Origin of the sequence: Thermomicrobium sp. CFH 73360 (assembly GCF_023806465.1) — a bacterium.
In the GTDB taxonomy this organism is placed as follows: domain Bacteria; phylum Chloroflexota; class Chloroflexia; order Thermomicrobiales; family Thermomicrobiaceae; genus Thermomicrobium.
This window is the reverse complement of the sequence record NZ_JAMSLS010000003.1, coordinates 114,125-134,825: the sequence shown is the minus strand read 5'-3', so window position 1 is coordinate 134,825 and position 20,701 is coordinate 114,125. Positions and strand designations below refer to the sequence as shown.

Below are 20,701 nucleotides of genomic sequence, written 5' to 3'. Positions count from 1 at the left end.
TGCCGCTGTCCGCCCAAGAAGAAAGCGACGAGCGATCCGTGGGAGCAGCACGAGCGAGATCCGCTGGACGAGTCGTCCTCGAAGCACGCGGGATCACCAAGCGCTTTGGGACGGTTGTGGCGAACGATCGCATCGATCTCACGGTACGGGCTGGTGAACTCCACGCTGTTCTTGGGGAGAATGGAGCCGGCAAGACGACATTGATGCGAATTTTGTTCGGGGAACTCCAACCGGACGAGGGCGAGATCTACCTTGATGGACAGCGGGTGCGCTTCCGGAGCCCACGCGATGCCTTGCGCCACGGCATTGGGATGGTGCACCAGGAGCGGAAGCTCATCCCGGCCCATACCGCGCTTGAGAATATTATTCTCGGACATCCGAAGACCGGAGCGATCCTGAATCTCCGGGAGGCGGAGCGGGAAGTCAGTACACTCTGCGAACGCTATGGATTTCGCGTCCCACTCCACGCCAAGGTCTGGCAGCTCTCGGAAGGCGAGAAGCAGATCGTTGAGATTCTGAAGGAACTCTATCACGGGGCGCGGATCCTAATCCTCGACGAACCAACATCGGTCCTTTCGCCGCCAGAGATTGTGAAGTTGCTCGAATCGTTAACACGGATGGCCAAGGAAGATCTGGCGGTTATTCCCTTCATCACGCACAAGCTGCCCGTAGTATTGGAGCACTGCGACCGGGTAACGATCCTCCGGCGAGGTCGCGTGGTTGCTGAGATGGAGACCCAACACGCGACTGAACAGACCCTCGCTGCGGCAATGGTTGGGCGCGAGGTGGTCCTGCAGCTGGAACGTGTCCAGGTTCCGCTCGGCGACCCGATTGTGCGGGTGCAGGATCTCTGGGTGCGTGACGACCGAGGGCTTTTCGCGGTCCAAGGCCTCTCGTTCGAAATTCGAGCCGGGGAGATCCTCGGGATCGCGGGGGTAGCAGGAAACGGACAAGAACCTCTTGCCGAAGCCCTCGCTGGACTTCGGCCGGTGGAGCGGGGGACAATCACGCTGGATAGCATTGACATCACGCATGCACCTGTCTTGGAACGCTGGCGGCGTGGGCTGGGATACATCCCAACCGAACGACGCGAGGTGGGATCGATCCCCACCTTTTCACTGGTCGACAACGTGCTGCTGAACTATCACTTTGAGTCGGAGTTCTCGCGGTGGGGAATTCTGGCGAGTGGCCAGGCTCGTGAACTGACTGAACGGATCCTCCGCGAGTACAGCGTGGTGGCGGCTGGACCGAATGCGCCGGCACGATCGCTCTCGGGCGGTAACCTCCAGAAGGTGATCTTAGGCCGGGTTCTCGCGCGAAAGCCACGATTTCTCATTGCGTGCTTACCAACGCACGGGCTTGATGTTGGCGCGGCAGAATTTGTGCAACGGAAGCTCCTTGAAGCCAAGCAGAGCGGAACGGCTGTGCTCTTGATCTCCGAAGATCTCGACGAGATCTTGGCGCTGAGCGACCGGATTGCGGCGATCTACGAGGGGCAATTTACCGGAATTGTTCCGGTGAGCGAGGCGAGCAAGGAGCTTGTCGGTGAGCTGATGGCTGGACTGCGACGGGAGCGCGTATGAGGGCGGTCATCGGCGGTTACCTCATTCGGATCGAGCGGCGCGCTGACCTACGCTGGTGGCACACGACGCTAGCCTCCGTCTTGGCGATTGTCTTCTCATTGTTCTTGGTGGGCTTTGCCTTCCTCCGCGTGGGCGCCGACCCATTGGAGGTGTACAGCGAGATCGTGAGATACGCCTTCCTCAGCGAGTTCGGTTTGCCGCAAACGATTAACCGAGCGACGTTTGTGCTCCTGGCGGCTTTTGCCCTGATCGTCCCGCTTCGCGCAGGGCTGTGGAACATCGGGATGCCGGGGCAGATCTACGCAGCGACACTCGCCGCATTTGGCATTGCCTATGCGTTTGGAGCAAAGCGGTCGGTAAATGTCCAATTGCCGGGCGAGCTCATTATCCCGCTCATGTTCCTGGCAGCCTTAGCAGCAAGCGCAGTGTACGGAGCGATCGCTGGCTTTCTGCGGGGACGCTTCCAGGTCAACGAGATTGTGACGACGATGATGCTGAACTGGGCGATGCTGTGGATTGTCGCCCACATGATCCGTGAAGGTGGCCCGTTCATGGGGCGGACGGCAGAAGGGGAAGGGTTCACGCTCCCGACATCGCTCCGTCTCCCACAGATCCTTGGACTCCCGCTGACCGTCTACATTGCCGTCGCCCTGGCAGTGGTACTGACGTGGTTCCTTGCCAAGACAACACTGGGCTACCGGATTCGGACATACGGCGAGAGTCCACGGGCGGCAGAATACGCGGGGATCAATGCGACGCGTATCAGCACACTTGTCTTCGCGCTGGGCGGTCTGTTCGCCGGTCTGGCCGGTTATCACTACTTTGCGGCTGTGCCGGGGGTCTTCAAGATCCCGAAAAACTACGCCGACTTCGGTGACTTCAGCTTCTATGGGCTCATCACGGGGCTCATCGCGCGGAATAACCCGATTGCAGCAATACCAGTTGCCGTTCTCTTTGGTGGTGTCTCGGGTGGAGCGCGGTTCATGCAAGGGAAGCTCCGGCTCGCCTTCGGGATCGACTATGCGTTGCTCGGCGTGCTGATGATCATGATGGTCGCGTTCCAGGCATTGGCGCACTACTCGGTACAGGTCGAGCGACAAGCCGCGGTGCCGAGGCCACAGCTCGAACTGGAGAGGGGCGAGAGCCGTGTCGAGTCTCCTCGTCATTAGTCTTGCTGCCGCCGCTGTCTTCGCCATCGCGGCGCTGGGGGAACTTTTGGAACAACGGGCAGGGATCCTGAACGTCGGGCTCGAGGGAGTGATGCTGCTGAGCGGCACCTTTGGGTTCATCGCGGCCAAAACGAGCGGAAGTTACCTCCAGGGGTTCACTGTCGCAATCCTCACCGGTGCTCTTGTCGGCCTTCTGCATGGCTTCTTTTCGATTACTCTCGGCAGTAATCAAGTCGTGAACGGGATGGCAATCTGGATCCTGGGCTTTGGGCTGACGACGTATATCGGCTACCCCTACACCGGGCCACTCGGACTGAAACCGTTCCCCACCGTGGCAGGTCTCCCGACGTTCTTCCTGGTAGCGCTCGCCCTCGCGATTGCGATCTGGTTCCTACTCTTCAAGACGCACTTGGGGCTCAAGCTTCGCTCTGTTGGTGAGAACCCCTCCGTTGCGGAGGCATCGGGCATCTCGGTGACCGGACTACGGTACCTCGCTGCAATCCTGGCGGGGATGCTGGTCGGTTTGGGCGGCGCCGTCTATTCTCTGGTCTATAACCCGGTCTGGAACTACAACTATCTCCAGGGGTGGGGATTTATCGCGTTAGCACTGGTCTTTTTCTCCTTGTGGAATCCTTTCCTCGTCGTGGCAGGAGCGGTATTTTTCGGCGTGTTGTGGCAGCTCTCGCTCTATCCGGAACTCCTGTTCCCGAACGTCTTTTCGCGTTACATCTGGCGAGCGATGCCCTTTGTCATCACGATCATCGTCTTCATTGTGCTCTCGACACGCTGGTTCCGCCTGCGCTGGGGTGCGACAAAACCGGAAGCGCTTGGGCTGGCCTATCAGCGTGAGAACTGAGCGAGCTGCAGCTGCTCGTGCAACGAATCGCACCCTCAGGTTACGTGTTTGCTGTAGCAACATGCTCAAAGAATGCGCCGGCCGAGAAGGGCAGGCGCATTCCTTTAGTCCAGTGCCGCCCTGAGGCAGAGACGGCTGTCTCGACACCAGACTGGGGACACTGAGCAGGGAAGGCGGTCGCCGCATATCGAAGAACGTCGCAGCTCTCTGACTGGGACATGAGTCCTTCACGGCCCAGAAGAGAGGTCCTGCTCCGTGGCTCCGCTGTTTGGCATCCCGGGCGTTGCTGCGGTCGCGGGGTGAGCCAGCTGGTCACCCGTCTCCAGTACACGCCAGGCCCACGGCATGCGGGTGCGCAGTATTTGGCCGAAGGAAGGCGCGACCGCGTGGATCAATGGGCCTCCCCGACGCTGCGACTCGAGCAGGGCGACCTCTTCCGGACGTAACTCGCCGAGGAGGATGAGCCCTGCGCTTCCAGCACCGACAAGGAGGTAGCGCTCCCCGACGCGCACGATGTGCACGACGCCACTCCCGGCGAGCGAAAGCGTATCGACCAGTTCGAGCAGCTTGGTCTGCGAGACCGTAGCCGCCACACGCCTGTTGAGCGATCGGAGTACGCGGATTGTCAGGTACGCCGCGACAATGACGATGAGGGTCGGCACCAGCATGGCCGAGAAGAGGCCCCAAAGGGATGTCCCCTCTGCCATCGCCGGCGATGGCTGGCTGGCCAGCTCGGCATAACCACGCGCCAGGAACTCCCCTGACTGGGGGGTCGGGGTGGGGAGCGGGGAAGGCGAGGTCCGGGTACTTGCCCACAGAAGGCCCACGAGCGCTGCAAGGGCAAAGACCCCCACTGGCAGGAACCACCGACGCGGCAACTGCGGTAACCGATTGCTCACTCTTCTCAACCCTCACCGAGCCGCTTCTCTGGTGCCACGATCTCGGTAATGCGGACGGCAAACTTTTCGTCGACGACAACTACTTCACCTCGCGCGATGAGCGTCTTATTGATCGTCAAATCAACCGGCTCACCAGCGAGACGATCGAGCTCGACGACCGAGCCGGGTCGGAGCCCAAGGATGTGCTTGATCCGCATTCGGGCCGAGCCGAGTTCCGCAGTCAGTTCCACTTCGACATCGCGCAAGAAGTCGATACTTTGGCGCCCGCTCGTGACAGGCTGGTCCCGGAACTCGACAAAGCGCGCCTCTTGGACGGGTGTCTCGGGTGGGCGGACCGAGCCCGATTCACTTCCGGGATTCACGGGGTCTGGACGGTCGGCCATAGCGTTGTCCCTCCTTCCAGGTCGAGTTCGTTGGTACGCGGCCATTCCTCGGTGACCGTACCACCGATCCGTACGGCGAGTGATCGGCCGCGTCGGCCGGGAAATGCATAGAAGCGAGGCTCATTTTCCACATAGACAGTGAGCGGAAACGAGACGTCCTGATCGAGAACGAGAACGTCACCAACCTCGAGCGCGAGAAGATCCTGAACTGTGAGACGCGCGCGCCCGAGTTCCACTCGGAGCTGAAGAGGAACTTCTTCGAGTTGGCAACTGAGATGAGCGAGAACCTCAGGATTCGTACCACGTCGGGGATTCGCAAAGAGAACACGCGCGTTGAGGCGCGGCAGTATCGGCTCAAGCGTCGAAGCGGGGAGAACAACGGTAAACTGGCCCTCGCTGTCGAAGAGGCGAACGTTGTGTTGGATGAGCAGCACGATCTCACTCGGCATCAAGCCTTGGATCTGCTGGCCGGAAAGAACCACCTCGCAGGGTTGGGGCTGCAACCGGACTACCTGCTCCCAGGCGTTGGCAAGTTCGTGGAAGAGCCCGTTGCCGAGTTCGCGGAGCAAGAGCAACTCGATCTCGGTGATCGTGGTTGCGGTAAAGGGAGGGCGCTCCTCACCCGCGCCACCAAGCATACGGTCGACAAGACGCGAGGCAGTCGTGAAGTCGAGTTCTAACAGGACCCGGCCGACGAGCGGCTCGAGTTCGGCGAGGCAGAGGACAACCTGTGGAGGACGACGATCAAGATAGTCACCGAGTGTCGTCTGCTCGATGGGGCCAAGTTCGCTGTGGACGGCGGTGCGGACGTGTGCCGAGAGGTAGTTGGACGCGAAGCGGTCGAACGCCTCGTGGATGCTCTGAATGGAGCGGATATGGTCCTTTGAGAACTTGTCGGGACGGCGGAAATCATAGGGAACGGGTTTCCCACGCTCGCGGCGCGCCGTGCGCGTTGTCGCGGATCGGACGCGGCTGAGCGACATCGCCGCCTCCTCACTGAATGACGAACTGGGTGAGATAGACCTCGGTGATCTGATACTCGCCAAAGGCTGGCTGCAGCTTTTCGGCAAGTTCAGCCTTCAGGCGTTCCTTCCCCTCCGAAGTAGAAAGCTCGTCTACCGTCTTCGAGGTTAGAACCAACGTCAAAGTATCCTGGATCTTCGGCCAGGAGTGGTCCAGCTCAGCGCGGAGGGGATCGGTGCCACTGCCCCCGCTGCCATGCCCTCCTCCACCACCGGCGGTAAGGCGCTCATAGGTTTTCTGGTCAACTGCGACTTCAACAACCACCTCGACCTTTAGATAGCGATATCCACCAGGATCAGCGAGGTTGACAACGCGCTCACCGAGCGAGACGGTGAGATGCTGTTCTTTTGCTTGACTTGCATCGTTTGCCGGCTGGTTGATGACGATGTTGAGCACAAAGGGCGCCGCGCCAGCACCACCAAGCAGGAAGAAGCCTCCGCCGGCAAGGACAAGAACGACAGGAATAGCGAGGAACAGTACACGCTTGCGCAACAATCGCTTCACCATCAGCTACCCTTTCACGGCGCGTTACCGACCGCCGGATGAAGAAGGACGATGTCAACTCGTCGGTTTTTTCGCCGCCCTTCGAGCGTGTCATTCGAGGCACGAGGGCGGAACTCGCCGTAGCCAGCAGCGCTCAGACGCTGGGGCGAGAGTCCGGCTACATCGGTGAGATACCGCACAGTGTTGACTGCCCGCATAGCCGAAAGCTCCCAATTGTCCGGGTACGTACCGGATGGTGGTGATGTATTGTCAGTGTGCCCTTCGACTCGGACTGGATTTGGGAGTGGCTCGACGATTGCGGCGATTCCATCGAGAACGCGCTGCGCCTCCGGACGGAGCTCCGCCTGCCCAGGTGGGAAGAGGACCGCGTCCGAAAGGTGGATGACGATGCCTTCGCTGGTCAACTCCACCTCCACGCTCTGGCGATCCAACCCGAGCCGCGTGAAGAGGGAGGCAACCTGCGCACGGACACTCAGGTACGTAGTGAAGCGCGGGTCCTGTTCAATCGGTGTCATTACCGACTGGCCGGGAGGAGGAGCCTGGAGCACGTCGAGGTTGAAGGCGGCGCGTAGGGAGCTTGCCACCTGACGGAACTTGGCAAGATCGGCCTGAGAGATTGAGTACATGACGACGAAGAAGATGAGGAGCAACGTAATGAGATCAGCGTAGGTGATAAGCCAACGCTCCAGATTCTCATGCTCGCCTTCGTGATGACGAGAGCGGCGCCGCACCGTAACTTACTCCCCTCCCGGAGCCATGGCTCGAGCACCAACAGCGGCGGCTTTCTGCTCAGTCGCACGCGCCTGTGGTGGTAGATGCACCAAGAGCTTCTCACGCAGCATGCGCGGATTCTCACCGGCTTGGATACCGAGCACCCCCTCGATGATCAGCTGCTTTTCGGCAACTTCCTCTTTACTGCGCAGCTTGAGCTTGTTGTGAAGCGGGAGCCAAAGGAGATTAGCGGTCACCACTCCGTAGAGTGTGGCGAGGAACGCGACAGCGATAGCTGGGCCAAGCGACTCGGGATCTTTGAGCGAACTCAAGACGTGGACAAGTCCCATGACCGTGCCGATGATGCCCATGGTCGGGGCGAATCCACCCATGGTCTGGAAGATGCTATAGCCACGAGCATGCCGCTGTTCCATCGCCTCAACATCGGCATGCAGGATCTGCTCAGTGAGCTCAGCGTCGGTCCCGTCGACGACGAGCATGACACCCTTCTTGAGGAAGGGGTCTTCGATCGGATGATTCTCGAGGGCGAGTAGCCCATCGCGTCGCGCGATCTCAGCGAGCTTGACGATTTCCTCAACGAGGACGGCACGACGATCTGGAGGCGTCTTAATTGCCTTCATGATCAATTTCGGCAGTCCCAGCATGTCTTTCAAGCTGTAGCTTGTCATCGTTGCGCCGAATGTGCCGCCGAAGATGATCATATAAGCGGTGATACCGATCAACGACGAGAGGTGGCCTCCCTCCAAAACGAAGGCCACAATCAAGGCACCAAACCCGAGCACGATCCCGAGGACGGTGGCAAGATCCATGGCAGGCTCCCTCCCGACGCTTACTCCGGCGTGTCACGAGCCGGTAACGCACCACGGACCGCATCGACCGGCATGACGAGGCCACGGCGGTAAGCCAGCACACGCTCCACCACTTCATTGACTGGCTCACGGACCATGATGCGCCGGCGAGTGACGAGGACGATAACTGTCTCCGGCACCGCTTCGATCGTCTCGATCAGTTCCGCATTGACAACAACACGCGTCCCATCGAGTCGTGTCACTGCGATCATCGGTTACTCCAGCGCAGCGGTGCAGCGTTTGACCGCCACATGGTGAATTTCGGCCAGCATCTCGCTCCGGGGACCCTGCCAAAAGGTCCTAGTGGGCCGGGTCGCCGGGGCCGTTCGGACAGAGGCTCCTTCGCCCTAGGCGGGAGAGACGAGCGTCCCGCCGGAAATCCTGACAGGCTCCCGATGCGCTTCGTTGTGTCATGCCGGTACGGTGCGGTTGTGAAGCGGACGAACGTGCGACGGGCGGAGCGAGCCATGACGGAGGAACGGACGGCTGACGGCAGGAAATGCGGGCACCGCTGGTTACACCCGCTCGGCGCGGCACTCGGCGGACTCGTGAGTAGCGCTTGCGCGATGAGCGCGAGCATGGGTTCCACCCAGATCCAGGTGCAAAGCGGTGGGACAAGCGGGACCAGTAGTTCGATTGCCGCTGGGCTGGAGCTCGTTTTGTTGTTGACGTTGATCAGCCTGCTTCCGACGATCCTTGTCGTCATGACCTCGTTCACGCGGATCGTGATCGTCCTGTCCTTCGTGCGGACAGCGATCGGCGTGCCCCAGTTGCCACCGAACCAGGTGCTCATCGGTCTCTCGCTTTTCCTGACCGTCTTCGTCATGGCCCCAACTTGGCAGGCCATCAACCGCGATGCACTCCAGCCCTACCTGCAGGGCGAGATCGACCAGCGGACGGCCCTCGAGCGTGGCCTGAAGCCACTACGCGACTTCATGTTCCGCCAGACACGTGAGCGTGACATCGCCCTGTTCATGAATCTCGGCAACTTACCGCGCCCGCGTAACCCCGACGACGTTCCGACGTGGGTGCTGGTGCCAGCCTTCATTCTCAGCGAGCTGAAGACCGCTTTCACGATGGGGTTCGTTCTGTTCATCCCCTTCCTGGTTATCGACCTCATCGTTTCCAGCACGCTCATGGCGATGGGGATGATCATGGTTCCGCCGGTCGTCATCTCGCTCCCGTTCAAGCTCCTGCTCTTTGTCATGGTCGACGGTTGGGATCTTCTGGTGCGATCGCTCGTGACGAGTTTCGGTGCTGGATAGGAGATCGGCATGAACGAGGCGTTACTCCTCGAACTGGGCCGCGCTGCGATCACCACGACGCTCCTGGTCTCGGCGCCGATCCTGTTGACAATTCTCGTGGTAGGCCTTCTGGTTAGCGTTCTCCAAGCCGTTACCCAAGTCAACGAGCAGACGCTCGTCTTCATTCCGAAGATCGTCATTACGTTCCTCATTCTCCTTTTCGCGGGATCCTGGATGGGACGGCAGCTGGCAACGCTCGCAACGGAACTCTTCCTGTTGCTCCCAGTCTTACGACGATGAGAGGTCGCGATGGAGGTCTCCACGCCGCTCATCCCAAGTTCGGTTGCGTTGTTTGTTCTCGTGGTGACGAGGATTGGCCTCGTTCTCTCCCTGTTGCCCGGATTCAGCGGGAGCGCGGTGCCGCTGCCGGCACGCGTGGCACTTGCTGTCGTCCTCACACTTGCCCTCACGCCGTTCGTGCGCGTCGAGGCAACCGCGCTCAGCCAACCGACCGTGTTTGCAGTGGCGCTCGCCCGTGAACTCGTGACGGGACTCGCGCTTGGGCTCGCCGTCGCGGCCGTCTTCGCTGCAATCGAGATGGCTGCCTCACTGATCGGCTATCAGCTTGGTTTCGGTCTGGCTGCCACCTTCAATCCGGCACTCGGCACGCACGGTACGGCGCTCAACACGCTGTACCTTGTGCTGGCCGCGCTGGTGTTCTTCGGTGCGAATGGTCATCACTTGCTCATTGCTGCCCTTGCACGAAGCTTGGTGCTGCTTCCGCCAGGAACTGCACTCCCGGATAGTGAGACACCGGCCGCAGTCATCGCCCTCACCGGAGCGATGTTCAGCGATGCGCTGCGCATCGGCCTACCAGTTGCTGGATCGCTTCTCGTTGCGGATATCGGGCTCGGTCTTCTCAACCGCATGGTGCCGCAGATGAGCGTCTTCTTCGTCGGACTCCCGGCCAAAATCCTCCTCGGCTTTCTTGTTCTGCTTCTCTCGATTCCCTTCTTGCTGCAGCTCCTGGCACAGGCAACAACGGACGGACTCCTTGGCGTCGTCACGCGGGTCCTTCTGGCGGCGAGGTGAGTGATGGCAACCGAGCGGACGGAACGAGCGACACCGCGACGACGTGAGGAAGCGCGTAAACGTGGCCAGGTACCGCGGAGTGCCGAACTCACCTCGGCACTCGCACTCCTTGCGGGCACCTTCTTCTTGCCCTGGTACGCGAACTCGGCTGCAACGAAGCTCTGGGGCTATCTGGAACGCACGTTCCGCGAACCACTCCCACACGATCTGACCAGTCCGCAAGTCCTGGAACTCGCCTGGGTAAGCGGCACGACGTTCCTCCAGCTCACGCTGCCGATCCTCGGTCTGTTCCTCTTGATCGGCGTAGCGAGCACCCTGCTTCAGGCTGGAGTGGTGTTTGCGCCAGCAGTCCTCAAACCGGATCTCCGGCGGATCGACCCGATCGCTGGCTTCCAACGGCTCTTCTCGCGCCGCGGTCTCTTTGAGACCGCCAAGGCGCTCGTGAAGATTGCCATTGTCTTAGCCGTGACCTATCCGCTTATCCGACGTGATCTCCCGCGATACGCGGATCTGACGGGTGCCGAACCTTTCGTCATTGCTCAGGCGCTGGGGCAGAGCATCCGCGACTTGGCGCTCCGCATTGGAGCTGCGTATCTCGCTCTCGCGATACTGGACTACGGCTATCAGCGCTGGGATCTGGAGCAGCGGCTGCGCATGACACGTCACGAGCTAAAAGAGGAGCTCCGGCAGACGGAAGGCGACCCTGAGATCAAAGCGCGTATTCGACGCTTGCAACGCCAGTACGCCATGCGGCGCATGATGGCGCAAGTGCCCACCGCCACGGTGGTCGTGACCAACCCCACGCACCTGGCGGTGGCCCTCCGGTACGAGCCACATACGATGCGTGCTCCGGTCGTCGTTGCGAAGGGTGCGGGGGCGGTCGCGGAGCGAATCACGGGGATTGCACGGCAGCATGCAATTCCTGTCCTGCGGAATCAGCCGCTGGCACAGGCACTCTACCGGATGGTCGAGGTTGGCCAAGAGATCCCGGTGACGCTCTACGAGGCTGTCGCGGACATCATTGCCTACGTCTACCAACTGCGACGGGCAACTGTCCCAGTCGGTACCGGTGGGCCGACCCGCCAGTCCTGGCTGTGAGGGTGAGAGGGGCGACCGATGGCGAGCACACCAGCATCGCGCACGAATGAGATCGAGCCAATGAGCGGGCTGCGACGACTCGTCCGCTACAGCGACGTCGCGTTGGCTGCGGGCGTCGTCGCAATTGTCGCGCTGATGATCTTGCCGGTCCCATCACACATGCTGGATATCCTCATCACGACGAACATCGCGCTCGCACTGACCATCTTGCTGGTTTCCCTCTACATCCAGGAGCCGCTCCAGTTCTCAGCCTTTCCCACCGTCCTCTTGCTGGCAACACTTTTCCGCTTAGCGCTCAACATTACTTCGACACGCTTGATTCTGCTGCAAGGGAACGCCGGGGAAGTGATCAACGCCTTCGGCCGCTTTGTCGTCGGTGGCAACTACGTCGTCGGTATCGTGGTGTTCGTCATTCTTGTGGTTATCCAGTTCGTGGTAATCACCAATGGAGCGGGCCGTGTCGCGGAAGTGGCGGCCCGCTTCACACTCGACGCGATGCCGGGGAAGCAGATGGCGATTGACGCGGACTTGAACGCTGGTTTGATTGGTGAGGAAGAAGCACGACGCCGGCGACAGGAAATCGCGCGCGAGGCCGACTTCTATGGCGCGATGGATGGGGCGAGTAAGTTCGTCAAGGGAGACGCGATTGCCGGCATCGTCATTATCCTCATCAACATTCTCGGCGGTATCGCGATCGGGGCGCTGCAGCGCGGCATGTCGCTGGGAGAAGCGCTACGAACCTATGCACTTCTCACCGTTGGTGACGGATTGGTCACGCAGATTCCCGCATTGCTGATCTCAACGGCAACAGGGATTATCGTTACCCGGAGTGCCTCGGACGCCAACTTGGGCCTGGATGTGGCGCGCCAAATTTTCAGCGCGCCGCGTGCACTGGCGATTGCTGGTGTCCTGCTCGCGGTCCTCGGACTCGCGCCGGGGCTGCCAGCACCACCGTTCTTCCTGGGTGCGGTGGGCATGCTGGGAGCGGCCCTCGCACTGCGCCGCCCAAAGCAGCTGCCATCCGTTGAGGCGGCACGGCCAGCTCCTGACACCGAGGAGACACTGCCGGAAGTCACACCGGTCGATCCGCTCGAGTTGGAGATTGGGTACGGCCTCATTCCGCTGGTTGACCAAACAGCTGGTGGACAGCTTTTACGGCGGATCACGCTGCTGCGCAAGCAAATTGCGCAAGAACTTGGATTCGTGATGCCAACCGTGCGAATCCGCGACAACCTGGCACTGCGCCCCAATGAGTACCGGATCCTCGTGCGGGGCATCAAGGCTGGTGACGGTGAGGTCTATCCCGACCGGCTCATGGTGATGACGACAACCGGCGAGGCTCCCCAGCTGGAAGGTCTTGTCGCACGGGAGCCAGCATTTGGGCTACCAGCGGTATGGATTCCGGAGGGACAACGGGCGGCGGCCGAAGCACAGGGCTACGCGGTGGTCGATGCAGCCTCGGTCATCACGACGCATCTGAGCGAAGTCGTGCGGCAGCGCGCGGCAGCACTGCTCCGGCGCCAGGACGTGCAACGGTTACTCGATACGGTGAGGCGCGAGCACCCCGCAGTGGTCGACGAGCTCGTCCCGCATCTCTTGTCACTCAGCGAGGTGCACCAAGTGTTGCAGCTCTTGCTGGCAGAGCAGGTACCAATCCGAGACTTGGTAACAATCCTGGAAGTGCTCGGCAACCACGCGCGAACGGTCCGCAACGTGTACGTCCTGGCAGAACATGTGCGACATGCACTGGCCGCCGCGCTCACCCAGCAGTACATGGCATCCGACGGGACGCTGGGGGCAATTGTCCTTCATCCGGAACTGGCGGGGCAGCTGAGCGAGACGATCCATCAGAGTGAAGAGGGTCCGCAGCTCGCGCTGGCACCGGAGCGCCTGCAAGCACTCCTGAGCGCGGTCGCACAGGAGATGGAGCGTGTCGCAGCACTTGGCTACCAGCCGGTGCTCCTGGTTCCGGCAAGTCTGCGAGCAGCACTGAGCCACACACTGCGGCGCTCACTGCCGAATTTGGCAGTTCTCGCCTATCAGGAAGTTGTTCCAACCGTCCGTGTTCAGGTCCTTGGAACGGTGAGGGGGTAAGCCATGCTGGAGGTACGCACTTACCGGGCCGAATCGATCCAAGCCGCGATGCTCTTGGCAAAGACGGAACTTGGTCCTGATGCGGTGATCTTGGACGTCCGCCATCTCGGTTCACGGCAGCTCCTCGGCCATGACAGCGTCGTTGAGCTGGTTGCTGCTCCGGCGAGCCCCAAAGCTCCGGTCAGGGCAGCAGGGGAAGCACGCTCGTCTGCCGCTTCTGCTGCCGGTGACCCATTGCTGCTCGGTCTCAATGCCCTTGGGCTCAGCACGCGCTTGGCCGCGGAGCTTGTGCGCATCTACCGCGCGCAGCGCGGTCACGGGCAGGAGCTCCGCCGCGCGCTCGCGGCCCGGATTGCCGAGTACATCCCCGTTGCACCGTGGCTCCCGCTGGGCGGGCGACTGCTGCTGGCATTGGTTGGGCCCACGGGTGTGGGCAAGACAACGACTGCCTTCAAGCTCGCCGGGGCAGCGCAAGCCGATGGCTTTCCTGCGCAGGTGATTAGTCTCGGTGGCGATGAGGCACATGACGTGCGGAGCGAGACGCTTGCTCGCGGGTTAGCTTTGCCGTTCACCCGCGTTGCCAACAGTGTCGAACTCCAGCGAGCACTCCGCATGACGCACGCATCGCTTGTGGTGATCGACACTGCAGGTGCCAACCCCTACGATCCGCGCGCAATCGCAGCCCTGGAAAGCGCGCTTGTCCAGAGTCACGTTGTGGTCAGCCTTGCGCTCTCGGTCGGTGGCGATCTCGAAGAGACACTCGAGGCTGCTCGCCGCTATGCACCGCTCCGAGCGCGTGCGCTCGTTTTGACCAAGCTGGACGAAACGCGACGACCGGGCATGGCGTTAGGGCTGGCCGAACAGCTGGGACGGCCAGTCATTGCACTGACCACCGGCCCGCGCATACCGGATGACTTTGTGAACGCATCGGCACCGGCACTTGCGGAACTTGCGGCATGGACACTGGAACGACTCGAACGGCGGCTTGGGCGCGCTGTCCCGGTCTAGGACTGCAGCACCTGCCTTCCTAGGAGGCCGGCACTCTCATCTTTGGGTCGCGCGGCCCTAGGAGCAGAAGAGTGAAGCGGGGTACTGTCTGGTCTGCGGGGTAGGTGAGTACTCCTCTCGTGAAGGACTCCTGCCATGCAGGACGTAAAGCAGTCCAAAAATCTCACGATCCGACCACTGATACTGCTCATCAGTCTGGCCGGGTTTTTGACGGTCTATCTGACCGGACTCGCCCGGAGCCAGTCGCTGACGTGGGTTTCTGTGAGTAGCACGGTGGCACTTGTGCTGTTGCTCACTGCGGGACTGGTGATTGAGCACCTACTCAACCGGCAAGTCAAGGACGATGAGCCAGCAGCGATCTATGAGCCGATGGACAACCGTTCCAGCGAGCAACGCCCAGGCTGAGCTGTGACCACAGCGTGAAGGGCACTATTGATGGCTGTTCCAGCGCACCAGGAAAGGAAACTGCGAGAGCGACTCCGCCGGGACGAGCGGACACCGGACGAGCGAGCACAACTGGTGGAACGATATGCCCAACTGGTCAAATATGTGGTGGATCGGATGCGCCTCTCGCTCCCGCCGAGCATCGAGCGAGACGACTTGATCGGTTACGGCACTATCGGCCTGCTTGAGGCGCTGGAGCGATTCGACGATTCCCGCGGGGTGAAGTTCGAGAGCTACGCGGTGATGCGAATCCGCGGCGCGATCTTGGACGCGCTTCGCACGCTCGACATCGTGCCGCGCAGCGCCCGGAGCCGTGCTCGGCAGATCGAGCAAGCGACGCGGGAACTCTTTGCCGAGCACGGTCGGATGCCAAGTGAGCAAGAACTCGCCGACCATCTGGGGATGACGGTCGGCGAACTCCAGCAGGCAGTGAGCGATGCAGCCTGTGTCTTCTTGCCACTGCAAACGACCGATGACCCGGACGAACTCTCGCTCGAGGAGCAGCTCGCCGATCCAAGCGCGCTCGAGCCGGCTGAGGTTGCGGCCGAAGAGGATATCAAGAACCGAATTGCGACGGCGCTGGCGACACTGAGCCCACGCGACCGGTTGATCGTCTCGCTGTACTACTACGAGGAACTGACCATGCGAGAGATCAGTCAAGTGCTGCGCATTTCGGAATCACGCGTGAGCCAAATCTTGAACCGGGTGCGGCTTCAGCTGCGCGCGCTGCTGCGCGAGCGTGGTGTTCAAGAGTCTGACCTCTGAACGAGGAGGAGTAAGATGGAGTTTGGTTTGGCCGAAATGCAGCTGGTTGCACTGGTCGGCCTTTTGGCGATCGCCTCGCTTGCTGCGTGGAACTCTGCCACGCTGTGGCACCGGCAGCGCGTGCTGGAACGGGCAGTCGCCGAGCTTGCTACTCGGTTGGAGAGCGGAGACGGCAAGGATCGCGGGGAGACGAATGACGAGCGTCTGCAGGATGCCAGCACGGCAGTGGCCGAGCTGGTCGCACTCCTGAAAGCAACCGACCGCGCCACCCTTGAAGAGACGCTCCGGCCGCCGCTTGATCTCCCGCGTGCTCGCGTCATTGACGCCGATGGAGGAAGTGAGAGGCTACACCGTCGCACTGGCCTCACGGGGGATGGGAATTGGAGTGGCTGGGAGGCGTGAGCCGTGCGCTGGGTAGACGGGGAAAGCATTGCCAGCGAGGCGGGCAAGCGCTCCAAAGGGCGAGCAGTCCCGGCGATCAAGCCGACCTTCACACTCTGGCACGTGCTCGCCATCGGGATAACGCTGGCGGCGGTGATTTGGCTTTGGGTAGCGGAACGGACACGGGCCGAGGCGTTCCCGGTTCGGGTAATTCTCTCACATGTGCCGACAGTGAGTACATGGGGACCACCACAGGCGAGTGGGGTCGTCCTGATCACCTTTCGTGAGGGAGACGTGCGTGCCGACTTCGTTGACCTTCCTCTCCTTGACGGGAAGGACCGCTACGCGCTGTGGCTGATGCGGTCAAAGACCGGAGAGGCATACCTGCTTGGGAAGTTCGACGCCAAGCAACTGCCAGTGACACACGTAGATCTTCTCCTGCCGGAGCCGATCCCAGAAGCCGGTTGGGATACGGTGCTGGTAACGGTCGAACCAGAACCGGATCCCGATTCGGCTCCAGATGCGCGCCGTGTCCTCATCGGTGCACTCCCAGGAACCCCAGTCGAGCTCGAGCTCCTGCCACCGACACTTCCCCAAACTGGCAAGGGACGAGCAGCGGAGCACCTGCTGGGGCTCATCCTGGTGAATGCCGGTTGGCTCGCGGCCATTGGGCTCGGTCGTTCGTGGCGACGCCGATCAGCGCCGAGGAGTGAGACATGATCCGCACCATCTATCAAGCAGCGGCTGGGATGATGGCGCAATTTGCTCGGCAGCTGACGCTGAGCACGAATCTGGCCAACATCGATACGCCAGGCTACAAGCAGGACGAGAGCACCATTCGAGATTTCCAGCAGCTCTTCCTTCTCCGACTGGGACACGGGCAGGCAAGCCCGGTCGGGACACTCTCGACGGCGGTTCGCTGGGATCAGCCGCGGATCGACATCGGGCAAGGCGCGCTGGTCGAGACCGGACGGCCGCTGGATTTGGCGATCGCTGGCACTGCCTTCTTTGCGATTCAGACACCTGACGGCGTTGAGTACACGCGAGACGGGCGCTTCCAGCTTGATGCCCAACGGCGTCTGGTCACGGCCGATGGATATCCGGTGCTCGGCGAGCAAGGATCATTGGTGCTGCCCCCGGGAGACGTCTGGGTGGAACCAGACGGTACGGTCCTGGTGGGAGACCAGGTGATCGGGCGCTTGCTCCTGGTGGAATTTCCACCCGAGACGCAGTTCGAGCGAAGCACGGGAAACCGGTTGCGTACTGCAGCAGCGGGGACTCCATCGCAGACCGCAGGTGTGAGCCAGGGGTTTCTCGAGGCAGCGAACGTTGACCTGACGAAGACGCTAACGGACATGCTGGCAGCAACACGGAGCTATCAGCTGGCTGCCCGCACGCTGCAACTCGCTGATGAGACGCTACGGCTCGCAGTGAACTCGGTTGGCCGAGTGACGCAAGGGTGAGGAAGGTAGCGATGGAAGCGCTCTATTTCCCTGCGGTCAGCGGTGCACGCGCCCAGCAGATCCGACTCGACACCATTGCGCACAACCTGGCCAACGTGGAGACGGACGGCTTCAAGGCTGTGCGAGCCGAATTCGCTGCAATCCCACCGCAAGAGTACGTTGTGGCACGGGCAGGAGCGGCCACGCTAGGGCCGGTCGGCGTGGGAACTGGTGTGGAGCTGGTCGGAACTACTCGCCAGTTCACCCTGGGGCCGATTGTAGTAACCGGTGACCCGTCCGACCTTGTGCTTGCCAGGCCAGACACGTTTCTCCCGGTGCAGCTTCCGGACGGGACGGTCGCCTACCGGCGAAGTGGGCGCGTGAGTCTGGACGGAGCGGGCCGGCTGGTCTTCGAGGACGGGAGCCTGCCACTACCACCGCTCGTTCTTCCAGCCGGAGCACAGTTGGATCAGATTGCTCCTGATGGAACCATCTTCGTGCGAGCACTTGGAGCAGGTGACACACAGCCAGTGGGACGCCTCGAGGTTGTCCGCTTCCCAAACCCACAGGGCTTACTCGCGGCTGGTCAGGGACGGTGGTTAGCAACCGACGCAGCGGGACAACCGGAAGCTGCGGGAACTGGTGAAGGGAGCGCGCCACTCGTCCTGAACGGTGTGCGCGAGCACTCCAACGTTGATCTCGTCGAGCAGATGACGCAGTTGATCATGGCACAGCGCGCATATACTGCGAACTTACGGGCGCTCCAGACGCTGGACGAGTTGGTTGAGATTGCGACGCGGCTTCGGCAGTGACGGCGGGCACCCGCAGGAGATACCCTTCAGAAAGTCCAGCGGCCTGCCGATAGACTGAGCAGAGCGGGACGCGAGTGCCGCACGCTGGCAGGATAGGAAAAGGGTCATGGTCAACCAGGTCGGGCACGTCTGGCACGATCCCTCGATCCAGCGGGTTGAACCGCCTGAGCAGCAGCAGGCTCGCCAGCCGGTCACTCCGGTCAGTCGGCCGGATCGCCCATCACAGGCTGCTGAGCTGACACCGGAGCTGCAGGAAGTCCAGCGAGCGATTGAGATCGTGCGGCAAGCACCGGATGTACGGGAAGGGCGGGTGGCAGCGATCCGGAAGCTCCTGGAGGCTGGCCGCTACCAGGCACCGTTGGAGGCGGTCGCAGACCGCATCGCTGCCGAGCTCCGGCCGACGCTGGAAAGCGAATAGCTGCTGGGGGACAGCATGGGCAAAGCAACGCACGGGCGCGGCGCACGTGACGAACTCGCCGTGGTTGGGGAGCTTTTGGCCGCACTCGTCGAGGCGTTAACGGGTGGTACCCCAGAGGAGATAGTGGCCGTCGCGCGATTGCTCGAAGAGCGAGCGACCGTACTCGCGCCGACGACCGCCGATCCGGAGCGGGTCGCGGCACTGGTGACGCTGCGCGAGCGCGCTGCACTCCTTGTGCAGACCCTCTTCACCACGACCGACCAGTTCCTGGTTGACGCCAGGAGCGTGCAGGCACGCGGCCAGGGTTACCGGCCTGGTCGGGGTGGTGCAGCTCGCTTCGCAGCCGAGAGTCGGCTAGACAGTGAAGGAACACTCGCGACGCTCGCTCGATACCGACAGGGACTCTCGGATCTCCGCATTTAGGACTGTTGCGCACAAACAAAGGTGCCGAAACTGTTCCTCAGAGGGAGCGGGAAGGCGGACCGGGTATGGTATTCCGAGCTCTGGAGACAGCGTTTCGCGGCTTAATGGCCCAACAACGCGCTGTTGATACCGCCAATCACAACATTGCGAACGCGAACACTCCCGGATTTGCCCGGCAACGCGTCCAGCTGGTGCCGAGCATGCCGTATACCGTTCCCGCCTTCAATCGCTCGGGACTCGCTGGGCAGGTGGGCACCGGGGTGCTGGTGGCAAGCATCACCCGGGTGCGGGAATCGGTTTTCGATCTTCAGTACCGGGTACAGTCACAGGCACTCGGTGAAGCCTCGGCACAAGTGGATGCGTACGCCCAGATTGAAGCCGTCTTCAACGAACCGACAGAGGCCGGGCTCGGAGCGCTGCTTGACCGCTTCTGGCGCGCCTGGCAGGCGGTGGGAAACCAGCCAGAAGATCTGGCAGCGCGCGCAGCGCTGGTCCAGGATGCCGCGACGCTCGCCACGAATCTCAACCGGATGCGACGACAACTCGGTGAACTCCAAGCCGACGCCGCGATGAAGCTCTCTCTCCAAGTCAGCGAGGTGAACAGCATCGCGCAGCGGCTGGCAGCACTCAACCAGCAGATCGTCGCGGCTCTTGCGACAGGACAGACCCCGAACGATCTCATGGACCAGCGGGACCTCCTCTTGGACAAGCTGGCGAACTTTACCGGCGTCACGATCCGGACACTCCCCAACGGCGCCGTCAACCTCTCTCTGGGTGGTTATCCGCTGGTGGATCAGGATCAGTGGTTCCCGCTCGCCGTCCAGGTTTCCGGAGGAACCGCCAGTATCCGCTGGCAGGGAACAAATAGCCCAGTGGCCCTGGAACGCGGTTCGCTGCAGGCATTGCTCGATACGCACAACGTCATTCTGCCCGGTCTCGTGCAGAAGTTGGAGGCAATTCGCGACGCACTGGCGAACGAGGTAAACGCGTTGCACAGCACTGGCTACGGTCTGACCGATCCGCCTGGGCCACCGCCCGGACGCCCGTTCTTCGTGGTGACACCAAGCGGTGATCTCGAAATCGAAGCAACAATTGCAGCAAACCCGCAGCTTATCGCAGCGGCGGACGCCGCGGACGAGCCAGGGAACAACACTCTCGCGCGTGCGATCGCTGAGCTCCGCTCGAAACTCGTGTTGAACGGCAATACGGCGACGATCAATGACTTTTACAACACGCTGGTCGCCGAGGTCGGCGGCGCCTCCCAGACGGCCCAGGTGACACGCGAGAACCAGCGGTCCCTGGTACAGGCGATCGACCGGCAGCGGCAGGAGATCATGTCGGTCTCACTGGACGAGGAGATGGCGAACTTGGTGAAGTTCCAGCAGGCCTACAGTGCAGCAGCGCGCGCTATTACCGCCGTGGATGAGATGCTCGACCGCATCATCAACGGAATGGGGCTGGTTGGCCGGTGAGCGCAACCCTG

Annotated in this window: 25 protein-coding genes; 18 read left to right on the top strand and 7 right to left on the bottom strand. The window is 61.7% G+C overall.

Features of this window, described 5'->3' with window-relative positions; genetic code table 11:
• Positions 1-38: 38 nt before the first annotated feature.
• From NET03_RS07350 to NET03_RS07340, 3 genes are read left to right on the top strand one after another with little or no spacing between them, the layout of a single operon-like run.
• Positions 39-1,583 carry an ABC transporter ATP-binding protein gene (locus NET03_RS07350; protein WP_252128261.1) on the top strand — a complete coding sequence of 515 codons (1,545 nt, stop codon included), beginning with the start codon at positions 39-41 and terminating at the stop codon, positions 1,581-1,583.
• Positions 1,580-2,752, top strand: a complete 1,173-nt coding sequence (locus tag NET03_RS07345; protein WP_252128260.1) for an ABC transporter permease — start codon at positions 1,580-1,582, stop codon at positions 2,750-2,752. The genes NET03_RS07350 and NET03_RS07345 overlap by 4 nt, the downstream gene beginning before the upstream one ends.
• Entirely contained in the window at positions 2,730-3,608 is an 879-nt protein-coding gene (locus NET03_RS07340; protein ID WP_252128259.1) for an ABC transporter permease, read from the top strand. The genes NET03_RS07345 and NET03_RS07340 overlap by 23 nt, the downstream gene beginning before the upstream one ends.
• Before the next feature lie 227 nt (positions 3,609-3,835).
• On the opposite strand, the gene NET03_RS07335 is transcribed toward NET03_RS07340, so the two are convergent.
• From NET03_RS07335 to NET03_RS07305, 7 genes are read right to left on the bottom strand one after another with little or no spacing between them, the layout of a single operon-like run.
• Positions 3,836-4,507: a flagellar biosynthetic protein FliO gene (locus NET03_RS07335; RefSeq protein ID WP_252128258.1), complete on the bottom strand. Its 672-nt coding sequence runs from the start codon at positions 4,505-4,507 to the stop codon at positions 3,836-3,838.
• Positions 4,508-4,512: 5 nt separating this feature from the next.
• Positions 4,513-4,890, bottom strand: a complete 378-nt coding sequence (gene fliN, locus NET03_RS07330; protein WP_252128257.1) for a flagellar motor switch protein FliN — start codon at positions 4,888-4,890, stop codon at positions 4,513-4,515.
• Positions 4,866-5,873, bottom strand: a complete 1,008-nt coding sequence (locus NET03_RS07325; protein ID WP_252128256.1) for a flagellar motor switch protein FliM — start codon at positions 5,871-5,873, stop codon at positions 4,866-4,868. The genes fliN and NET03_RS07325 overlap by 25 nt, the downstream gene beginning before the upstream one ends.
• A gap of 10 nt (positions 5,874-5,883) precedes the next feature.
• Complete coding sequence (locus NET03_RS07320; RefSeq protein WP_252128255.1) at positions 5,884-6,420, bottom strand: flagellar basal body-associated FliL family protein; 537 nt, start codon at positions 6,418-6,420, stop codon at positions 5,884-5,886.
• A gap of 11 nt (positions 6,421-6,431) precedes the next feature.
• Positions 6,432-7,148 carry a flagellar motor protein MotB gene (locus NET03_RS07315; protein WP_252128254.1) on the bottom strand — a complete coding sequence of 239 codons (717 nt, stop codon included), beginning with the start codon at positions 7,146-7,148 and terminating at the stop codon, positions 6,432-6,434.
• A gap of 6 nt (positions 7,149-7,154) precedes the next feature.
• A complete protein-coding gene (locus tag NET03_RS07310) occupies positions 7,155-7,958 on the bottom strand; it encodes a flagellar motor protein (RefSeq protein ID WP_252128253.1) in 804 nt (267 codons plus the stop codon).
• Between the two features lie 20 nt (positions 7,959-7,978).
• Positions 7,979-8,209 (bottom strand): flagellar FlbD family protein, encoded by a 231-nt coding sequence (locus tag NET03_RS07305; protein ID WP_252128252.1) that lies wholly within the window; start codon positions 8,207-8,209, stop codon positions 7,979-7,981.
• Between the two features lie 255 nt (positions 8,210-8,464).
• Here NET03_RS07305 and fliP point away from each other — a divergent pair, with 255 nt between their 5' ends.
• From fliP to flgK, 15 genes are all read left to right on the top strand, one after another.
• Entirely contained in the window at positions 8,465-9,262 is a 798-nt protein-coding gene (fliP, locus tag NET03_RS07300; protein WP_252128251.1) for a flagellar type III secretion system pore protein FliP, read from the top strand.
• Positions 9,263-9,271: 9 nt separating this feature from the next.
• Positions 9,272-9,541 (top strand): flagellar biosynthesis protein FliQ, encoded by a 270-nt coding sequence (gene fliQ, locus NET03_RS07295; RefSeq protein ID WP_252128250.1) that lies wholly within the window; start codon positions 9,272-9,274, stop codon positions 9,539-9,541.
• Positions 9,542-9,550: 9 nt separating this feature from the next.
• A complete protein-coding gene (gene fliR / locus NET03_RS07290; protein WP_252128249.1) occupies positions 9,551-10,333 on the top strand; it encodes a flagellar biosynthetic protein FliR in 783 nt (260 codons plus the stop codon).
• 3 nt (positions 10,334-10,336) lie between these two features.
• A complete protein-coding gene (flhB, locus tag NET03_RS07285; protein WP_252128248.1) occupies positions 10,337-11,431 on the top strand; it encodes a flagellar biosynthesis protein FlhB in 1,095 nt (364 codons plus the stop codon).
• Between the two features lie 18 nt (positions 11,432-11,449).
• Positions 11,450-13,525 (top strand): flagellar biosynthesis protein FlhA, encoded by a 2,076-nt coding sequence (flhA, locus tag NET03_RS07280; protein ID WP_252128247.1) that lies wholly within the window; start codon positions 11,450-11,452, stop codon positions 13,523-13,525.
• A gap of 3 nt (positions 13,526-13,528) precedes the next feature.
• Entirely contained in the window at positions 13,529-14,533 is a 1,005-nt protein-coding gene (locus NET03_RS07275) for a flagellar biosynthesis protein FlhF (protein WP_252128246.1), read from the top strand.
• A 135-nt stretch (positions 14,534-14,668) separates the two neighbouring features.
• Positions 14,669-14,938, top strand: coding sequence for a hypothetical protein (locus NET03_RS07270; protein WP_252128245.1), 270 nt, complete (start codon positions 14,669-14,671; stop codon positions 14,936-14,938).
• A gap of 30 nt (positions 14,939-14,968) precedes the next feature.
• A complete protein-coding gene (locus tag NET03_RS07265; RefSeq protein ID WP_252128244.1) occupies positions 14,969-15,742 on the top strand; it encodes a FliA/WhiG family RNA polymerase sigma factor in 774 nt (257 codons plus the stop codon).
• A gap of 15 nt (positions 15,743-15,757) precedes the next feature.
• A complete protein-coding gene (locus NET03_RS07260; RefSeq protein WP_252128243.1) occupies positions 15,758-16,144 on the top strand; it encodes a transmembrane sensory transduction histidine kinase for metal resistance in 387 nt (128 codons plus the stop codon).
• 3 nt (positions 16,145-16,147) lie between these two features.
• Positions 16,148-16,843 (top strand): hypothetical protein, encoded by a 696-nt coding sequence (locus tag NET03_RS07255; protein WP_252128242.1) that lies wholly within the window; start codon positions 16,148-16,150, stop codon positions 16,841-16,843.
• A complete protein-coding gene (locus NET03_RS07250) occupies positions 16,840-17,586 on the top strand; it encodes a flagellar hook-basal body protein (protein ID WP_252128241.1) in 747 nt (248 codons plus the stop codon). The genes NET03_RS07255 and NET03_RS07250 overlap by 4 nt, the downstream gene beginning before the upstream one ends.
• A gap of 11 nt (positions 17,587-17,597) precedes the next feature.
• Positions 17,598-18,377, top strand: coding sequence for a flagellar hook-basal body protein (locus tag NET03_RS07245; RefSeq protein WP_252128240.1), 780 nt, complete (start codon positions 17,598-17,600; stop codon positions 18,375-18,377).
• 106 nt (positions 18,378-18,483) lie between these two features.
• A complete protein-coding gene (gene flgM, locus NET03_RS07240) occupies positions 18,484-18,795 on the top strand; it encodes a flagellar biosynthesis anti-sigma factor FlgM (protein WP_252128239.1) in 312 nt (103 codons plus the stop codon).
• Positions 18,796-18,810: 15 nt separating this feature from the next.
• Entirely contained in the window at positions 18,811-19,218 is a 408-nt protein-coding gene (locus tag NET03_RS07235; RefSeq protein WP_252128238.1) for a hypothetical protein, read from the top strand.
• Positions 19,219-19,283: 65 nt separating this feature from the next.
• Positions 19,284-20,690 (top strand): flagellar hook-associated protein FlgK, encoded by a 1,407-nt coding sequence (gene flgK, locus NET03_RS07230; protein ID WP_252128237.1) that lies wholly within the window; start codon positions 19,284-19,286, stop codon positions 20,688-20,690.
• The last annotated feature ends 11 nt before the right edge of the window (positions 20,691-20,701 follow it).